Annotated in this window: 15 protein-coding genes; 5 read left to right on the plus strand and 10 right to left on the minus strand. The window is 61.6% G+C overall.

The window, feature by feature from the left end:
• The first annotated feature begins 16 nt into the window (after nt 1–16).
• From E2K80_RS05915 to der, 4 genes are all read left to right on the plus strand, one after another.
• Nucleotides 17–778: an HpcH/HpaI aldolase family protein gene (locus E2K80_RS05915; RefSeq protein ID WP_135373650.1), complete on the plus strand. Its 762-nt coding sequence runs from the start codon at nt 17–19 to the stop codon at nt 776–778.
• Nucleotides 779–1,819: a hypothetical protein gene (locus E2K80_RS05920; protein WP_135373652.1), complete on the plus strand. Its 1,041-nt coding sequence runs from the start codon at nt 779–781 to the stop codon at nt 1,817–1,819.
• On the plus strand, nt 1,816–2,262 hold the full coding sequence (locus E2K80_RS05925; RefSeq protein WP_135373653.1) for a YaiI/YqxD family protein: 447 nt from the start codon (nt 1,816–1,818) through the stop codon (nt 2,260–2,262). The genes E2K80_RS05920 and E2K80_RS05925 overlap by 4 nt, the downstream gene beginning before the upstream one ends.
• A gap of 286 nt (nt 2,263–2,548) precedes the next feature.
• Nucleotides 2,549–3,997 (plus strand): ribosome biogenesis GTPase Der, encoded by a 1,449-nt coding sequence (gene der / locus E2K80_RS05930; RefSeq protein ID WP_135373655.1) that lies wholly within the window; start codon nt 2,549–2,551, stop codon nt 3,995–3,997.
• Between the two features lie 100 nt (nt 3,998–4,097).
• Here the strand turns inward: der and grxD are convergent, their stop codons facing one another.
• The 6 genes from grxD to E2K80_RS05960 form a co-directional block, all read right to left on the minus strand.
• The gene (gene grxD / locus E2K80_RS05935) at nt 4,098–4,457 is read right to left on the minus strand and encodes a Grx4 family monothiol glutaredoxin (protein ID WP_135373656.1); all 360 of its coding nucleotides are present in this window, start codon (nt 4,455–4,457) and stop codon (nt 4,098–4,100) included.
• Between the two features lie 13 nt (nt 4,458–4,470).
• Nucleotides 4,471–4,785, minus strand: coding sequence for a hypothetical protein (locus E2K80_RS05940; protein ID WP_135373658.1), 315 nt, complete (start codon nt 4,783–4,785; stop codon nt 4,471–4,473).
• Nucleotides 4,786–5,022, minus strand: a complete 237-nt coding sequence (locus E2K80_RS05945; RefSeq protein WP_135373660.1) for a BolA/IbaG family iron-sulfur metabolism protein — start codon at nt 5,020–5,022, stop codon at nt 4,786–4,788. It lies immediately after the preceding gene.
• Nucleotides 5,023–5,140: 118 nt separating this feature from the next.
• Nucleotides 5,141–7,300 (minus strand): phosphoribosylformylglycinamidine synthase subunit PurL, encoded by a 2,160-nt coding sequence (gene purL, locus E2K80_RS05950; protein ID WP_135373663.1) that lies wholly within the window; start codon nt 7,298–7,300, stop codon nt 5,141–5,143.
• Nucleotides 7,301–7,571: 271 nt separating this feature from the next.
• Nucleotides 7,572–8,045 (minus strand): GNAT family N-acetyltransferase, encoded by a 474-nt coding sequence (locus tag E2K80_RS05955; RefSeq protein WP_168193114.1) that lies wholly within the window; start codon nt 8,043–8,045, stop codon nt 7,572–7,574.
• A 190-nt stretch (nt 8,046–8,235) separates the two neighbouring features.
• Complete coding sequence (locus E2K80_RS05960; RefSeq protein WP_135373670.1) at nt 8,236–9,150, minus strand: LysR family transcriptional regulator; 915 nt, start codon at nt 9,148–9,150, stop codon at nt 8,236–8,238.
• Nucleotides 9,151–9,313: 163 nt separating this feature from the next.
• Here E2K80_RS05960 and E2K80_RS05965 point away from each other — a divergent pair, with 163 nt between their 5' ends.
• On the plus strand, nt 9,314–12,721 hold the full coding sequence (locus tag E2K80_RS05965; protein ID WP_135373674.1) for an indolepyruvate ferredoxin oxidoreductase family protein: 3,408 nt from the start codon (nt 9,314–9,316) through the stop codon (nt 12,719–12,721).
• A gap of 72 nt (nt 12,722–12,793) precedes the next feature.
• Here the strand turns inward: E2K80_RS05965 and E2K80_RS05970 are convergent, their stop codons facing one another.
• Genes E2K80_RS05970 through E2K80_RS05985 form a run of 4 tightly spaced genes read right to left on the minus strand, consistent with a single transcriptional unit; the run spans nt 12,794 to nt 16,132 of the window.
• On the minus strand, nt 12,794–13,411 hold the full coding sequence (locus E2K80_RS05970; RefSeq protein ID WP_135373678.1) for a TetR/AcrR family transcriptional regulator: 618 nt from the start codon (nt 13,409–13,411) through the stop codon (nt 12,794–12,796).
• Complete coding sequence (ppk2, locus tag E2K80_RS05975; RefSeq protein ID WP_135373681.1) at nt 13,404–14,285, minus strand: polyphosphate kinase 2; 882 nt, start codon at nt 14,283–14,285, stop codon at nt 13,404–13,406. Before ppk2 ends, E2K80_RS05970 begins: the two co-directional genes overlap by 8 nt.
• 53 nt (nt 14,286–14,338) lie before the next feature.
• On the minus strand, nt 14,339–15,193 hold the full coding sequence (locus tag E2K80_RS05980; RefSeq protein WP_135373683.1) for an alpha/beta fold hydrolase: 855 nt from the start codon (nt 15,191–15,193) through the stop codon (nt 14,339–14,341).
• A complete protein-coding gene (locus E2K80_RS05985; RefSeq protein WP_135373685.1) occupies nt 15,194–16,132 on the minus strand; it encodes a homoserine O-succinyltransferase in 939 nt (312 codons plus the stop codon).
• Nucleotides 16,133–16,158: the final 26 nt, after the last annotated feature.

Below are 16,158 nucleotides of genomic sequence, written 5' to 3' on the forward strand. Positions count from 1 at the left end.
GGTCGGGGGAGGACAGATGCCGGCACCGGAAAACACCCTGAAAGCCGCGTTGAAGGCGGGGCGGATGCAGCGCGGGCTGTGGTTGAACCTCGGCTCTGACATCGCTGCGGAAATGGCGGGGCAGGCCGGGTTTGACTGGTGCCTGATCGATGCGGAACACGCGCCGTTTGACCCGGCCACGATCCGCAGTCAGCTGATTGCGCTGGCGGGCAGCGGCACGGCCTCTGTGCTGCGTGTGCCGGTCAATTGCGACTGGGTGTTGAAACAGGTGCTGGATCTGGGCGTGCAGACCGTGCTGGTGCCGATGGTGGACACTGCCGGTCAGGCCCGCGATGCGGTGCGCGCCTGCCGTTATCCGCCCGAAGGGGTGCGGGGCATGGGCGCAGGCGTCGCGCGGGCGGGCGGTTTCGGGGCATTTGCGGATTACCAGAGCAATGCCAATGATGAAATCTGCGTGCTGGTGCAGGCCGAAAGCCGCGCGGCGCTGGACAATCTTGATGCGATCTGCACGGTTGAGGGGGTCGATGGCGTGTTCATCGGCCCGGCCGATCTGGCCGCCGATATGGGATACCGCGATGATCTGGAGAACCCGTCGGTGATGAAAGCCGTCGACGGGGCCATCGGCACCATCCTCAGCCATGGCAAAACGGCCGGGATCATCAGTTTCTCTGCCGAAGCGCGGGCCCATTACACCGGCCTTGGCGTCACATTTCTTGGCATGGGCAGCGAGGCGAGCGCCCTTGCCCGTGCCATTTACACTCTTGCAGCGGAGCGCTGAATGATCACTCTGAAACATGGCGATGCGATCCTTCATTTTGACCCGTCCGTGGGGAATATTCCCGGATGGGAGGTTATGGGGCGCCGCCCGCTGCATGCAGCCCCGTGGCGCGACGAACCCGCCGTGCAGAACAGCGCCGATATCCCCCAGGTCAACAAACGCCTTGCCGGGGATTTCCTCTGCGCGCCTTTCGGGGTGGATGATGTTCAGGGCGATCCCCCCCATGGCTATCCCGCCAACAGTGCGTGGGAGCCGCTTGTGCAGGACCCCTCCCATGCCCGGTTTCGCCTGAAAGCCCCGGTGCGTGGCGCGGTGATCGAAAAAGAGCTGCGCCTGACCGGCCCGGTTCTCTACCAGACCCATCACCTGACCGGGGGCACGGGGCAGATCACGCTGGCCCACCACCCGATGAGCCGTATGGAGGCGGGCGGGCGGCTCAGCTTTTCGCCCAAGCGCATGGCCCTGACCGATCCGCTGCCGCAATATGACGGCAACAATCTCTGGGCGCTGAACCAGATGCAGCCCGACCTGCATCTGCCCTGCGAGGATGGCTCGGACTGGGATCTGCACAGCTATCCCGCCGGTCACGCGGTTGAGGATTTCGTGATCCTGGCCGAGGAACGGGGCCGTCATCTGGGCTGGACCGCGCTGATGCGCGAGGCCGAAGACGATATGCTGCTGGTTCTGAAAGACCCGCGCATCCTGCCGGTGACGATGTTGTGGATTTCCAATGGCGGGCGGGATTTCAGCCCCTGGAACAGCCGCCACACCGGCGTTCTGGGCATTGAGGACGGGATCGCGGTGGGGGCCACCGGCCTGAAGGCATCGCTGGCCGAGAACCGGCTGACCGCCATGGGCGTGCCGACCGCGCTGACGCTTGGCCCCACCCATGTGATCCGCCACGCCATGGTGTCCCTGCCGCGTCCGCCGGGCTGGGCCGAGTTGCGCGAGGTGACGATCGGCGACGGCATGCTGAACGTGTCGGACATGTCCGGCGACCATCTGTCCGTGCCGTTCGATGACGGGTTCTTTCCCCGATGATACTGGTCGATGCGGATGCCTGCCCGGTGAAGGATGAGATCTACCGCACCGCCTATCGCCATAAACAGCCCGTGCGCCTGGTGGCCAACCAGTATCTGCGCCATCCCGACCATCCGCTGATCTCGATGCAGATGGTGTCAGACGGTTTCGACGCCGCCGATGACGCGATTGCCGAAGCGGCGGGGCCGGGCACTCTGGTGATCACGGCCGATATCCTGCTGGCGGAGCGGTGCATCGCGGCAGGCGCCCCGGTGCTCAGCCCCAAAGGCGCGGCTTTCACCGTCAACAGCATCGGCACCCAGGTGGCCACACGGGCAATCATGGCCGATCTGCGCGCCGGGATCGAAGGGCAGGGGATCGGCGGGCCCGCGCCGTTTTCGAAAGCCGACAGGTCGCAGTTTCTGAACGCGCTGGAGGGGCCCTGCGCAAACTGCCGCCTATAGCATCGTCCATATAATCTGCAACGCATATGTATATCGCGGAGGGCAGCGTCTGAGCCGAAGGGAGGGCGAGAAGCGCCCGCGCCCCGTGGGGTCGGGTCGGGCGCTGCCCGGCGGTGCCGCCGGGCGGGAACATGGGTAAGGGGTGATTCAAGATTTCAGGCCGAAGCTATAGCTGAAAGGATGGGACGCCTCCGGCGGGCGTATTTTTGACAAGAAGAAGCGCAGGCGCTTTTCAATGGGCGCCGGGTGCGGTAGGACGCGCCTCTTCTAGCGGGAAACGGGTTTCATGAGCTTCACCCTTGCCATTGTCGGACGGCCCAATGTGGGCAAATCCACCCTGTTCAACCGGCTGGTCGGCAAACGTCTGGCGCTGGTCGACAACCAGCCGGGGGTCACCCGGGACCTGCGCGAAGGCGCGGCGCGTCTGGGCGATCTGCGTTTTACCGTGATCGACACCGCAGGGCTGGAAGAAGCGACCGATGACAGTTTGCAGGGCCGGATGCGGCGGCTGACGGAACGGGCGGTGGATATGGCCGATGCCTGTCTGTTTCTGATCGACGCGCGGGCCGGGATCACCCCGGTGGATGAGATGTTTGCCGATCTGCTGCGCAAACGCGGCACCCATGTCATGCTTGGCGTGAACAAGGCCGAGGGACGCCAGGGCGAGGCAGGTGTTCTGGAAGCCTATGGTCTGGGCCTGGGCGAGCCTCTGGCGCTGTCCGCGGAACATGGCGAGGGGATGGCGGAACTGGCGGTGATGCTGGCGCCTATGGTTGAGGCGGCGGAAACCCTGGCCGAAGACGCGGAAACCGATATTGATCTGGAGGATGAGGAAAAGGGCCGCGTCATAACCCCTTCAAAACCCTTGCAGATTGCCATCGTGGGCCGCCCGAATGCAGGAAAATCCACTTTGATCAACCAGATCATCGGCGAAGACCGTCTGTTGACCGGGCCCGAGGCCGGGATCACCCGCGACAGTATTTCGGTGCCTTTCACCTGGGGCGACACCCCGATGCGGATTTTCGACACCGCGGGCATGCGCAAAAAGGCCCGGGTGCAGGAGAAGCTTGAGAAACTCTCGGTCTCCGACGGGTTGCGGGCGGTGAAATTCGCCGAGGTGGTGGTGGTCCTGCTGGACGCGGCGATCCCGTTTGAGCAGCAGGATCTGCGGATTGCCGATCTGGCCGAACGGGAAGGCCGGGCGGTGGTTGTGGCCGTCAATAAATGGGATCTGGAAGACCATAAACAGGAAAAGCTGCGCGACCTGAAAGAGGCGTTTGAACGCTTGCTGCCGCAACTTCGCGGCGCGCCCCTGATCACGGTGTCTGCCAAAACCGGGCGGGGGCTCGACCGGTTGCAGGCGGCAATCCTGAAAGCCCATGAGGTCTGGAACCGCCGTGTCTCCACCGCGCGGCTGAACCGCTGGCTGACCGGCATGCTGGAGGCCCATCCGCCCCCCGCGCCGGGAGGCCGCCGGATCAGATTGCGCTATATGACCCAGGCCAAGACACGGCCGCCGGGTTTCGTGGTGATGTGTTCCCTGCCGGAAAAACTGCCGGAAAGCTATTCACGCTATCTGATCAACGGGTTGCGGGACAGCTTTGATATGCCGGGCACACCGGTTCGGCTTTATATGCGCAGCCAGGCAGACGCGAACCCCTATAAGGATCGCAAGAAATCCACCCCCTCGCGCCTGTCCAAACATGTGCGCAGCGGGGCCACCAAAAAGGGCTGATCCAGCCTGGGTTCAGCCCTTCTCTGCTTGATAAATATCCCAGGGAGCGGGAGGGGCTGGCCCCTCGCCAAGTCGGCGCGCGCCCGCGCGGCGACACCCCTCAGGCGTTGGTTTCGCGGATTTTATCAGCGGCGTCTTTGTCGAAAGACACGCCATTGGTTTCAAAAAGCTGGTCCAGTTCCCCCGACAGGGTCATCTCGGTGATGATATCGCAGCCGCCCACAAACTCACCCTTCACGTAAAGCTGCGGGATGGTGGGCCAGTCGGAATATTCCTTGATGCCCTGGCGGATTTCCTCATCGGCCAGCACATTCACATCGGAAAACTCAACCCCCATGAAGTTCAGCACCCCCGCCACACGGGAGGAGAACCCGCATTGCGGCATCATCTTGGTGCCTTTCATGAACAGAACCACATCGTTCGAGGTGACCGTGTCTTTGATCGTGTTTTCAGCGCTCATCGCATTGGTATCCTTATCGTTTTCTTCCCGGCACAAAGGCCTTGGCGTATTGCTGAGGGTCCTTGGTCACGCGCCAGATTCGGGACGCATGACCAGCCCCCCAGCTTTGCGACGACCCCATCGAGGTATGCAAGATCGTGTCACCATCGTCCGGGGCCGTGCCGCGCGGCCGACGAACCGCCAAGTGGCGACGGCGGAAGGAGAGAACAATTCCGATGGCGCCGAGCAGCGTCAGCACCGCAAAACCGCCCCAGATATACGGCGCAAGCTCGGCCGCACCGAAGGCGTATTCCGAGGTGCCGGTATACTCTGGTGGAGTATTTTCCATCTATCCCGGGGCCTTGGTGGTCAGCGCCAGCGCGTGCAATTCGCCCTGCGCCCCGTCCATCTTGCCTTTCAGGGCTGCATAAACCGCGCGTTGCTGCTGCACCCGGTTCTGGCCCCGAAAACTCTCATCAATCACCTCGGCGGCGAAATGGGCGCCGTCATCGCCCTGCACCCGGATCATGGCATCGGGAAAGGTTTCGCGGATCATCGTTTCTATATCATGGGCGGTAATGGCCATCGGGCGATCCCTGACTGTTTCATTTCGAATGTAGAGAGAGGGGCGGGGCCGTGCAAGATGATGCGGCGAAAAGCAGGGATATCGGGGCGTGCGGAGGCCCCCCAACCGTGCCATAGGGTCACGCAAAGACCCCGGCAAAGGCGCCGCGATACAGGGCCGCAAGCTCGGCCAGCGGGGCCTCCGCCCCGCCGAGGCGCACCGTATCACCGCCGAACCGGCCGATTGTGGTCAACACCACACCGGCTTGCCCCGCGGCCACCATCAGCGCCTCGGCCGCGTCGAAAGAGCAGGCGATCAGATAGCGGCCCTGATCCTCGCCGAACAATGTGGCGGTGTCGCCCGCGTCAATGGTCACGCCGATGCCCGCAGCCTCGGCCATCTCGAACGCGGCCAGGGCCAGCCCGCCATCGGACAGATCGGCGCAGGTATTGATCCAGTCCCGGTTGGCGCGGATGAAATCGCCATTGCGCGCCTCGGCCTCAAGATCCACATGGGGGGCATCGCCGTCTTCGCGGTTGAACACCTCGGCCAAAAGCGCGGACTGGCCCAGATGGCCCTCAGTCTCCCCCAGCAACAGGGCCAGATGCCCCTCGCGGGCGGTGCCGTCGATCAGGTTATCCGTATGATCCAGCAGGCCCACCGCGCCGATGGTCGGTGTCGGCAGAATGCCCTGACCATCGGTTTCGTTGTAAAGCGAGACATTGCCTGACACGATCGGCATGCCAAGTGCGGTACAGGCGGCGCCGATGCCTTTGATCGCGCCGACTAGCTGGCCCATGATCTCGGGCTTTTCGGGATTGCCGAAATTCAGGTTATCGGTGCTGGCCAAAGGGGTCGCGCCGATGGCCGTGAGGTTGCGATAGGCCTCGGCCACCGCCTGTTTGCCGCCCTCGACCGGGTTGGCTTTGACATAGCGGGGGGTCACATCGCTGGTGAAGGCCAGCGCCTTGTCGGTTCCGTGCACCCGCACCACGCCCGCCCCCAGCCCCGGATTGCGGATCGTATCGGCCATCACCATGGAATCATATTGTTCATAGACCCAGTGTTTACTGGCGTAGTTGGGCGATGAGATCAGCGCGCGCAACCCGTCAACCGAGTCAATCTCGGGCACCGGGGCCATGTCTTCCGCGGCAGGGGTTTCAACCCAGGGCCGGTCATATTCCGGCGCGGTGGAGGCGAGTTTCGACAGCGGCAGATCGGCCTTCACCTCATTGCCATGGAGAATCAGAAACCGGTCTTCGGCGATGGTTTCCCCGACAATGGCGAAATCCAGATCCCATTTTTCGAAAACCGCCTTGGCCTCGGCCTCAAGTTCCGGGTTCAGAACCATCAGCATGCGTTCCTGGCTTTCCGACAACATCATCTCATAGGCGGTCATGTTTTCCTCGCGCACCGGTACGGTGTCGAGGGTCAGCTTCACGCCCAGATGGCCCTTGTCGCCCATTTCCACCGCCGAGCAGGTCAGCCCGGCCGCACCCATATCCTGGATCGAGATCACCGCCCCGGTCTGCATCAGTTCCAGCGTCGCCTCCAGCAGGCGTTTTTCGGTGAACGGGTCGCCGACCTGAACCGTGGGGCGCTTTTCTTCGATCGTCTCGTCAAATTCGGCGCTGGCCATGGTCGCGCCGCCGACCCCGTCACGGCCGGTTTTCGCACCCAGATAGACCACAGGCATGCCAACCCCCGAGGCCGCCGAATAGAAAATCCTGTCGGCATCGGCCAGACCGGCGGCAAAGGCATTGACCAGGCAATTGCCGTCATAGGCCCGATGAAACCGGACCTCGCCACCAACGGTCGGCACGCCGAAACAGTTGCCATAGCCGCCAACCCCTTCGACCACCCCGTGAACCAGTTGCCGGGTTTTCGGGTGGTCCGGGCTGCCGAAGCTTAGCGCATTCATCGCAGCGATGGGGCGTGCGCCCATGGTGAACACATCGCGCAGGATGCCGCCCACCCCGGTGGCCGCGCCCTGATAGGGTTCAATATAGGAGGGGTGATTGTGGCTTTCCATCTTGAAGACCACCGCCTGGCCATCGCCGATATCCACCACGCCGGCATTTTCACCGGGGCCGCAGATCACCTGCGGGCCGTCCGTGGGCAGGGTGCGCAGCCATTTCTTCGACGATTTATAGGAACAATGTTCGTTCCACATGGCCGAGAAGATACCAAGCTCGGTAAAAGATGGCTCCCGCCCGATGATCTCCAGAATGCGCGCATATTCCTCGGGGCTGAGCCCGTGGGCGGCGATCAGGTCGGGTGTGATATCTGGTTCGGTCATACAGGTCTGTCCCCCAATTGGGGCGGTCTATAAGCCGTCACAGCGATGGGGGGAAGCCTTACAGCGAAATCGTTTTATTCTGCACCACCGCTCATCAAAATTCGCGCTCTATAGCGTTTCGACTTACTGTTGAAACGCCTTTCGCTGCCTTTCGCCTTCGGCTCAAACGCGAAAGCCGTTGTCTCTGTATCCATGTAAAGTCGAAACGCAATAGATCAGCGTCTTGCTGATCGAAAGGCAGCGAATTTTGAGTCAGATGAAACGATTTCTGCTAGAGGGCGCGACGAAAGATCAGCGCCGTGGGATGGGTGAAACCGGGATGGGAAAACTCTGCCACCTGCTGGAAGCCGAGCGCCCGGTAGGTGGCGTGATTTTCAACCAATTCGATGCGGGCATAGAGTTGCAGACCCGCAAGACCCAGGGTGCGCGCACGGGTGGTGGCGGCGTCCATCATGTGGCGGGCCAGACCGCGACGGCGATGGGTCGCGGCGACGGCCAGTTTTCCGATCTCGTAGAAAGTGCCATCCTGATGTCCAAATCCGCAGGCCACCGGGCGGGTCTGCTCCCGGATCAGGAACAGATCCTCTTCGGCGGCCTTGCGGGCAATATCGTCGCGCGTCATTCCGGTGAGAAAGGAGGGCGGATCAATGCGCCCTTCCATCGGCGCATAGGCCTGCCGCAGCAACAGCTCAAGCGCGGCCCAATCGGAAAGATCGGGATTTGTCTGCACATTATAAACAGTCATTGACATCCCCTCCGGGCAAAAAAAGGCCGAGACGGAGTCTCGGCCAAAGTCCAACAGGGAGGTAGGGATGATTATGATTGCTCATCATCATCCACTAATGATCAAATAAGCGGCAGATTGGAATCGTTCAAGGGGTTTCCTTCTGCACTGCCGCAATGCTGCCATGCCTGTGGCGCATAGCACACAGAGGTCAGCTATGTTCAGCCTGGGCAGCATCCCGTTTGCGGCGGCGATAGGCAATGACCTCTTCGGTGACGAAGTCGCGGAACACCTCGATCCGCTTCGACTGTCGCAGCTCTTCGGGATACGCCAGAAAAACAGGAACTTCGTTGCTTTCCACCTCTGGCAGAACCCGGATCAGATCGGGGAAATCCTCGGTCAGGTAATCTGGCAGAACGCCGATGCCCAGATCATGGATAACCCCCTGCAACACGCCGAAATAGTTGTTCACGGTCAGAAAGCCGCCGATTTCATGGGACATCAGCTCGCGCACAAGTGTCGCGCCGGAACTGACCTGGGCGCTTTGGGTGTTCTGGCTGATCAGACGGTGGGTGCCCAGATCCGCCAATGTCTCGGGCGTGCCATTGGCCGCCAGATAGCGTGGCGAGGCGTAGAGGCGCATGTTGATGGTCATCAACCGACGACGGATCAGATCGGCCTGCGAGGGTTCCTTCATGCGGATCGCCACATCGGCCTCGCGCATGGGCAGGTCCAACAGGCGTTCCTCAAGCATCAGGTCAATTCTGAGATGGGGGTATTTGGCATAAAGCTGCGGCAGGCGCGGGGCCAGCCAAAGCGAGCCGAAGCCAATGGTGGTGGTCACCCGCAACTCACCAAACACCTCTTCCTCGCTGTCGCGGATCCGGGCCGAGGCCGCATCAAGCCGTTTCGACATGGACCGCGTGGCGTCAAACAGCAATTCCCCCTGTTCGGTCAGGATCAGGCCGCGCGCATGGCGGTGGAACAGCGTGGTGTTCAGGTTTTCCTCAAGCGCACGGATCTGACGACTGACCGCCGATTGCGACAGATGCAGGGTGTCACCTGCATGGGTCAGGCTGCCGGCATCGGCAACTGCGTGAAATATGCGCAGCTTATCCCAGTCCATTCTTTTACTCTCCCGATCTTCAAACCAAAGCGCTTGCAGAGACATAAAGGCTCCGGGGGGTCATGCAAGCGCAACCAAAGCCCGGGGCAAAGAAAACAGTTTTCAGGTCAGTGTATTTGACCTATACTTTTGTAAGGGTATCATTTTTGGGCGGGAGGGCCAAATGGGTGTTCAACAGGTCTCTCTAGAAGATCGTTATGACATGACCAAATCGCCGGTGCTGCTGAATGGCACACAGGCCCTGGTCAGGCTGATGATTGCCCAGAAAGCGCGTGACAAGGCCGCAGGGCTGAACACCGCCGGGTATGTGACCGGCTATCGCGGGTCGCCTCTGGGTGCGGTTGATCTGCAGATGGCCCGTGCGCAGAAACATCTGACCGCATCCGATATCCTGTTTCAGCCCGGCACCAATGAAGATATGGCCGCAACCGCCCTTTGGGGCAGCCAGCAGGCGGAACTGCGCGGCGAGGGGAAATATGACGGTGTCTTCGGCCTTTGGTATGGCAAGGGCCCGGGGGTGGACCGGTCCGGCGATGTGATGCGCCATGTGAACATGGCGGGCAGTTCCGCCCATGGCGGCGTGCTGATGGCGATGGGGGATGACCACACCGGCGAAAGCTCCACCGTGTGCCACCAATCCGATTGGGCGCTGGTCGATGTGCATATGCCGGTGCTCAGCCCCGCCGGGGTGCAGGAAATTCTGGATTACGGCCATTACGGCTTTGCTCTCAGCCGGTTTGCCGGGGTCTGGACCGGGTTGAAGGTGATGAAAGACACGGTTGAGGCGACAAGCATCGTCGATGGCAACCCGCACCGGGTGTCATTTGTGACCCCCGCCTTCGACATGCCCGAGGGCGGGCTGAACATTCGTCTGAATGACCACTGGATCCCGCAGGAGGAACGCCTGCTGGAACATAAACGTTTCGCCGCCGAGGCGTTTTCCCACGCCAATGGCATGGATAAACGCATGCATGGCAAGCCGGGCGCGAAGATCGGCTTTGTGGCTGCTGGCAAGAACTGGCTCGACCTGATCCATGCGCTGGAATTGCTGGGCATCGACAAGGCCGAGGCGGAACGGCTTGGCGTGACCACCTATAAGGTGGGGCAGACCTGGCCGATGGATATGAAGGGCCTGAGCCTCTGGGCCGAGGGGCTCGACCTGATTGTGGTGGTGGAAGAGAAGCGCAAGCTGATCGAGGTGCAGGTCAAGGAGGCGATTTTCGATGATCGCCGGGGGCGCCGGGTCTATGGCTACAAGAAAGGCAGTGACGGGCCGGGGCTGTTCCCTTCCCATTACGCGCTGGACCCGCTGGATATCGCCCAGAAACTTGGCGATATCCTGATCGAGGAAGGCCGCCGGACCGACCGGATCGAGGCGGGGATCGCCGGGATTGTCGAGGCCCGCCGCGCCGATAACGCCCCCGATCTGGCGCAGCGCACGCCCTGGTTCTGTTCCGGCTGCCCGCATAACACCTCCACCAAGGTGCCCGATGGCTCCCGAGCCGGGGCCGGGATCGGCTGCCATGTGATGGCGCTCTGGATGGACCGCTCCACCGAGGGCTATACCCATATGGGCGGCGAGGGCGTGAACTGGGTGGGCGAAGCGCCATTTTCGACCCGCGACCATGTGTTCCAGAACCTGGGCGAGGGCACCTATAACCATTCCGGTCTGCTGGCGATCCGCGCCGCTTTGGCCGCCAACACCAACATCACCTACAAGATCCTCTATAACGATGCCGTGGCGATGACCGGCGGGCAGGACAATGAGGGGGAACTGAGCCCCGAACAGATTGCCCATGAGCTGGTCGCGATGGGGGTGAAAACCATCGCCCTTGTCTATGACCCCAAGGAAGCCATTGATTTCTCGGCCTTTCCCAAGGGACTGGACCGGCATCCGCGGGACGAACTGATGCATGTGCAGAAAAGGATGACCACGGTCAAAGGTGTCTCTGCCATCCTTTATGTGCAGACCTGTGCCGCCGAAAAACGCCGCCGCCGCAAGCGTGGCACCTTCCCCGATATCGACAGACGCGTGTTCATCAACACGGATGTCTGCGAAGGCTGCGGCGATTGCGGGATACAGTCGAATTGCATGTCGATTGTGCCGGTGGAAACCGAACTGGGCCGCAAACGGGCGATTGACCAATCCACCTGCAACAAGGATTTCAGCTGCGTCAACGGATTCTGCCCCAGTTTCGTGACGGTGCAGGGGGCCAAGATCAGAAAACAGGCCAGCGCCGAGGTGGAGACAGGGGATCTGCCCGCCCCGGATCTGCCGCAGATTTCCGGCACCCATAATATCGTGGTCACCGGCGTCGGCGGCACGGGCGTTGTCACCATCGGCGCGGTGATGGCACAGGCCGCCCAGATCGACGGCAAAGGCGCGGGCATGATCGAGATGGCGGGTCTGGCCCAGAAGGGCGGCGCGGTGCATATCCATCTGCGGCTGGCGGAGAGGCCCGAGGATATTTCGGCGATCCGCGTTGCCACCGGTGAGGCCGATGCGGTCATCGGTGGCGATCTGGTGGTCTCGGCCGGTGCCGCGACGCTTGGGCTGATGACCACAGGGCGCACGGGGGCCGCCGTGAACAGCCATGAAATCACCACCGGTGCGTTCACCCTGAACACGGAATTCCGTATTCCCGGCAAGGACTTGGAGGTCGCGCTTCAGGCCCGCCTTCAGAACCGGCTTTGCCTGTTTGATGCCACGGAACTGGCCCGTATCCTGATGGGGGATTCGATCTATTCCAACATGATGATCTTCGGCGCCGCCTGGCAGATGGGTCTTGTGCCGCTCAGCCATGATGCGATTCTGGCCGCGATCAAGCTGAACGGCACCGCCGTGGAACGCAACAAACGCGCGTTTGAGCTTGGCCGGTGGGCCCATCTGAACCCGGAAGAGGCGGATGGGTTGCAACAGCCCAATGTGATCAGCAAACCCAAATCCCTGGACGAGAAAATCGCCTTCCGCGCCGATCATCTGACAGAATACCAGAATGCGCGTCTGGCGAAACGCTATCGCAGACTGGTCGATGACATTGCCGATCCGCGCCTGAAAGAGGCGGTGACCAAGGGCTATCACAAGCTGCTGGCCTATAAGGATGAATATGAGGTCGCGCGCTTGCATCTGGATACAGAAGCCAGATTGCAGGCCGAGTTTGAGGGCGATCTCAGCCTGACCTATCATCTGGCCCCGCCCTTCCTGCCGGGTCGTGATGCCTCGGGCCGCCCCCGGAAACGGGAATTCGGGGCGTGGATCGGGCGGGCCTATAAATTGCTGGCAAGGATGAAACCCCTGCGCGGCACGCCGCTGAACCCGTTTGGCTATACGGCTGAACGTCGGATGGAACGCGGCCTGATCAAAACCTATGAGAGGGATATGGCCGCCGTTCTGCCCGCAGTGACGCCTCAGACCATGGATATCGCTGTGGCTCTGGCGGAACTCCCGCTGCAAATTCGCGGCTTTGGCCCGGTCAAAGAGAAAAACGCCGAAAAGGCCGAAAAACAGCGCGCCGATCTCATGGCCGCCTTCCGCAATGGTGGCGCGCCCCTGGCCGAAGCCGCTGAATAAGCCTTGTCCGGCTTCTCTGCTTGATAAATATCCCCGCCGGAGGCATCCGAACCCATGCCAAAGGCGCGGCGCTTATTGATCGGGCGCGATCAACCCCAGGCCACGCAGGTAAATCCCGATCCCGCTTTCCAGCAAATCCTCGGGCGGGAAGGGTGCGTTGCCGCCGGGGCGGCCCCGGGCGAAGAGTTCAACCACACCATGGCTCAAGGCCCAGATATGGGCGCTGAACATGGAAGGCGGCGGGCGTTTGCCGGGGGGGATATGTTCTGACAAAGCCTCCGCCGCGCGTTCCAGAACCCCGCGGGATTTGGTGGCCGCCGCGGCCAGTTCCGGCGTTTCATTGGCCGATAAGCCGCTTTCGAACATCGCCATGTAATGGCCCGGATATTTGCGCGCAAAGGCCAGATAGGCCCGCCCCGTGGCCTCGAACGCGGCCAGGGCCGAGGGTTTGCCTTCATTGAAGGCAAATTCCATCAGATCGGCAAAAATCTCATGACCCTGTCGCGCGGCTTCGGCGATCAGATCCTCGCGCCCTTCAAAATGGCGATAGACGGCAGCCGGGGTCACACCGGCGTTTTTCGCCGCCTCCGACAGGGTCCAGCCGGACGGGCCCTTATGCTCGATCAGCACAAGGGCGGCCTCAACCAGGGCCTGCCGCAGATTGCCATGATGATAGCCGCGTTTAGGCATAGGCACGATCGGCCCACATCTCGGGTCCGCCGCAGATTGCGGGGTCGGGTTTGTCAACGACCCTGTCCTTGCGCCCGGTATAGGGCAGGCCCGACAGAATCCGCCGGATCACCGACAGCCGGGCGCGGCGTTTGTCATCGGAACGCACCACATTCCAGGGCGCATCGGAGGTGTGCCCCAGGCTCAAGGTTTCCCCGATCGCATCAGAATAGGCATCCCATTTCTTCAGCCCCTCCACGTCGATCCAGCTTAGCTTCCATTGTTTCAGCGGGTCTTTTTCACGGTCAAGGAACCGGCGCAACTGCTCTGCCCGGCCCACATTCAGCCAAAGCTTCACCAGATGGATGCCATCGGCCACCAGCATCTGTTCAAAATCGGGCAGTTGGTGAAAAAACGCATGGCGCTGATCCGGGGTGCAAAAGCCGAACACATGTTCCACCACGCCGCGATTGTACCAGCTGCGATCAAACAGGCGGATTTCGCCAGCGGCGGGCAGGTGATGGATGTAGCGTTGAAAATACCATTGATTGGCTTCCCGCTCGGTGGGTTTTGACAGGGCCACAACACTGGCCACCCTCGGGTTCAGGTTTTCCCGCACCCGCTTGATCGACCCGCCCTTGCCCGCGGCATCGCGGCCCTCGAAGATCACCGCCACGCGCTGGCCGGTATCGCGCACCCAGGCGTGGCATTTCACCAGTTCGATCTGCAAGGCCTGCAACTGCTCCTCATAGGCCTCTTTATCCATACGCCTGTCATAGGGGTAATGGCGATCAAGAATATGGTCTTTTCTGGCAGCTTTCAGGGTGTCACGCACTTCTTTTGGCGCCTCTTCCTTGTAAAACCGGGTGATGGCGCCGTCGAAGGGCTTGCTCATGATCGGCCTCTGTTTTTTCTGTGTCCCTGTCCCAATATGGAGCCCCCACCGGCCTAGCGCAATCCGGCGCGGTCGGCTGCGCGGTCAATTGCGGCGATTGTGGCCTCCGGGTCGGCATGATGGGGCATATGGCCGGCATCCTCCAGAATGGTAAGGTTTGCGCCTTTTACCCGGGCCGCAAGCGGGGTGGAATGGGTGGTCAGCGGAACGGTGGTATCGGCCCTGCCATGGACAATCTCCACCGGCAGATCAAGATCGGGATAGCGCAGGGACATGGCGGCGACATGGGGCAAAAGCTCCATCACCTGGCGGCCATTGGCGCGCAGAACCGGGCTTTGCAGGGTCAGTTCGGGGCGGATGAAACCACCATAGCCCTTTGGCACCGGATCCGGGGCAAAGATGCATTCAATCGTGTTCTGGGCCATGCGTCTGGGCACCAGATTGGCAATAAGCGGTACGATTGTCAGACCGCCAAGCCGGGACCCGGTCATCGCGTAATAGGCGCCAAGCCCCCCATCCCAGGGATGGGTGGCCCCGGCCAGAGACACGATCGCGGCGGCCTGATCCGCATGGTTCAGCGCCCAGGCCATGGCAACCGCACCACCATAGGAATGGCCGACGATCACGGCCTGCGTGACCCCCAGTCGCGTGGCGGCACGCGACAGAATTTCCGCCTGTTCGGCGGGGCTTTCACGGCCCCGGCCAAGGCTCTGGGACAGGCCCAGACCGGGGCGGTCAAAGGCGATGACGCGATAGCGCGCGGCCAGGGCAGGGGCCAGATGAAAGGTGAAATCCCGCAGATTGCCGCCTGCGCCATGAAGCAGGATAACCGTGGGGCCCTGGCCCGCCTCCCACAGATGGATGTCGTGGCCCGCCACCTCGATCATGCGGCTGTCACCTTCGGTCATTCACACCCTCAGATCGGTGCTGGAGCGGCCGATTTCATCCATATCAAAGGGCGTGGTCAGATAGACTTCGCTGATCCAGTTGCCATAAAGCAGATGGGCATGGCTGCGCCAGCGGTTCTGCGGCGGGTTCGCCGGATCATCGCCGGGGTAATAGCCGGCGGGCACATGGATGGCGGTGCCGTTTTCAATGTCGCGATCATATTCCTGTTTCAGCGTGTCGCTGTCATATTCGAAATGGTTGAAGATATAGAGCGCCCGGTGGCCCGCATCTTCCACCAGACAGGGGCCAACCTCGTCACTGCCCAGAAGCGTGGTCAACCCGCCCGCCGCCGCGATCTCTGTCTGGCGCATTTCGGTCCAGCGGCTGACCGGGATCACGCAATCATCGGAAAAGCCGCGCAGATAGGGCGAGGCGGGGGCAAGATTGCTGTGCCGGAAGCAGCCAAAGGCTTTCTCTGCCAGGGCATGTTTCTTTACCCCGTGGAAATAATTGATCATCGCCATCCCGCCCCAGCACACGCCGAACGTGTTATGAACATGGGTCTGCGTCCAGTCGAAGACCTGCTTTAGCTCCTCCCAGTAAGTCACCTGATCAAAAGGCAAATGTTCAATCGGGGCCCCGGTGATGATCAGCCCGTCGAATTTCCGGTCCCGAACCTCCTGAAAGCTGCGATAGAAGCTTTCCATATGCGCGGCCGAGGTGGTTTTGGATATGTGTTCCGACATGCGGATAAGGGTCAGTTCGATCTGCAATGGGGAGGCGCCGATCAGCCGGGCGAATTGTGTCTCTGTCTGGATTTTCTTGGGCATCAGGTTCAGCAACCCGATCCGAAGCGGGCGGATATCCTGTTTGCCTGCCACCTGTTCGGGCATCACCATGACACCTTCCTGCCGCAGCACGGAATAGGCGGGCAGGGTGGAGGGCAGCTTGATGGGCATTTGGGTCAGGGTCCCGGGTTGAGAGC

Origin of the sequence: Rhodophyticola sp. CCM32 (assembly GCF_004751985.1) — a bacterium.
Lineage (GTDB): Bacteria > Pseudomonadota > Alphaproteobacteria > Rhodobacterales > Rhodobacteraceae > Rhodophyticola.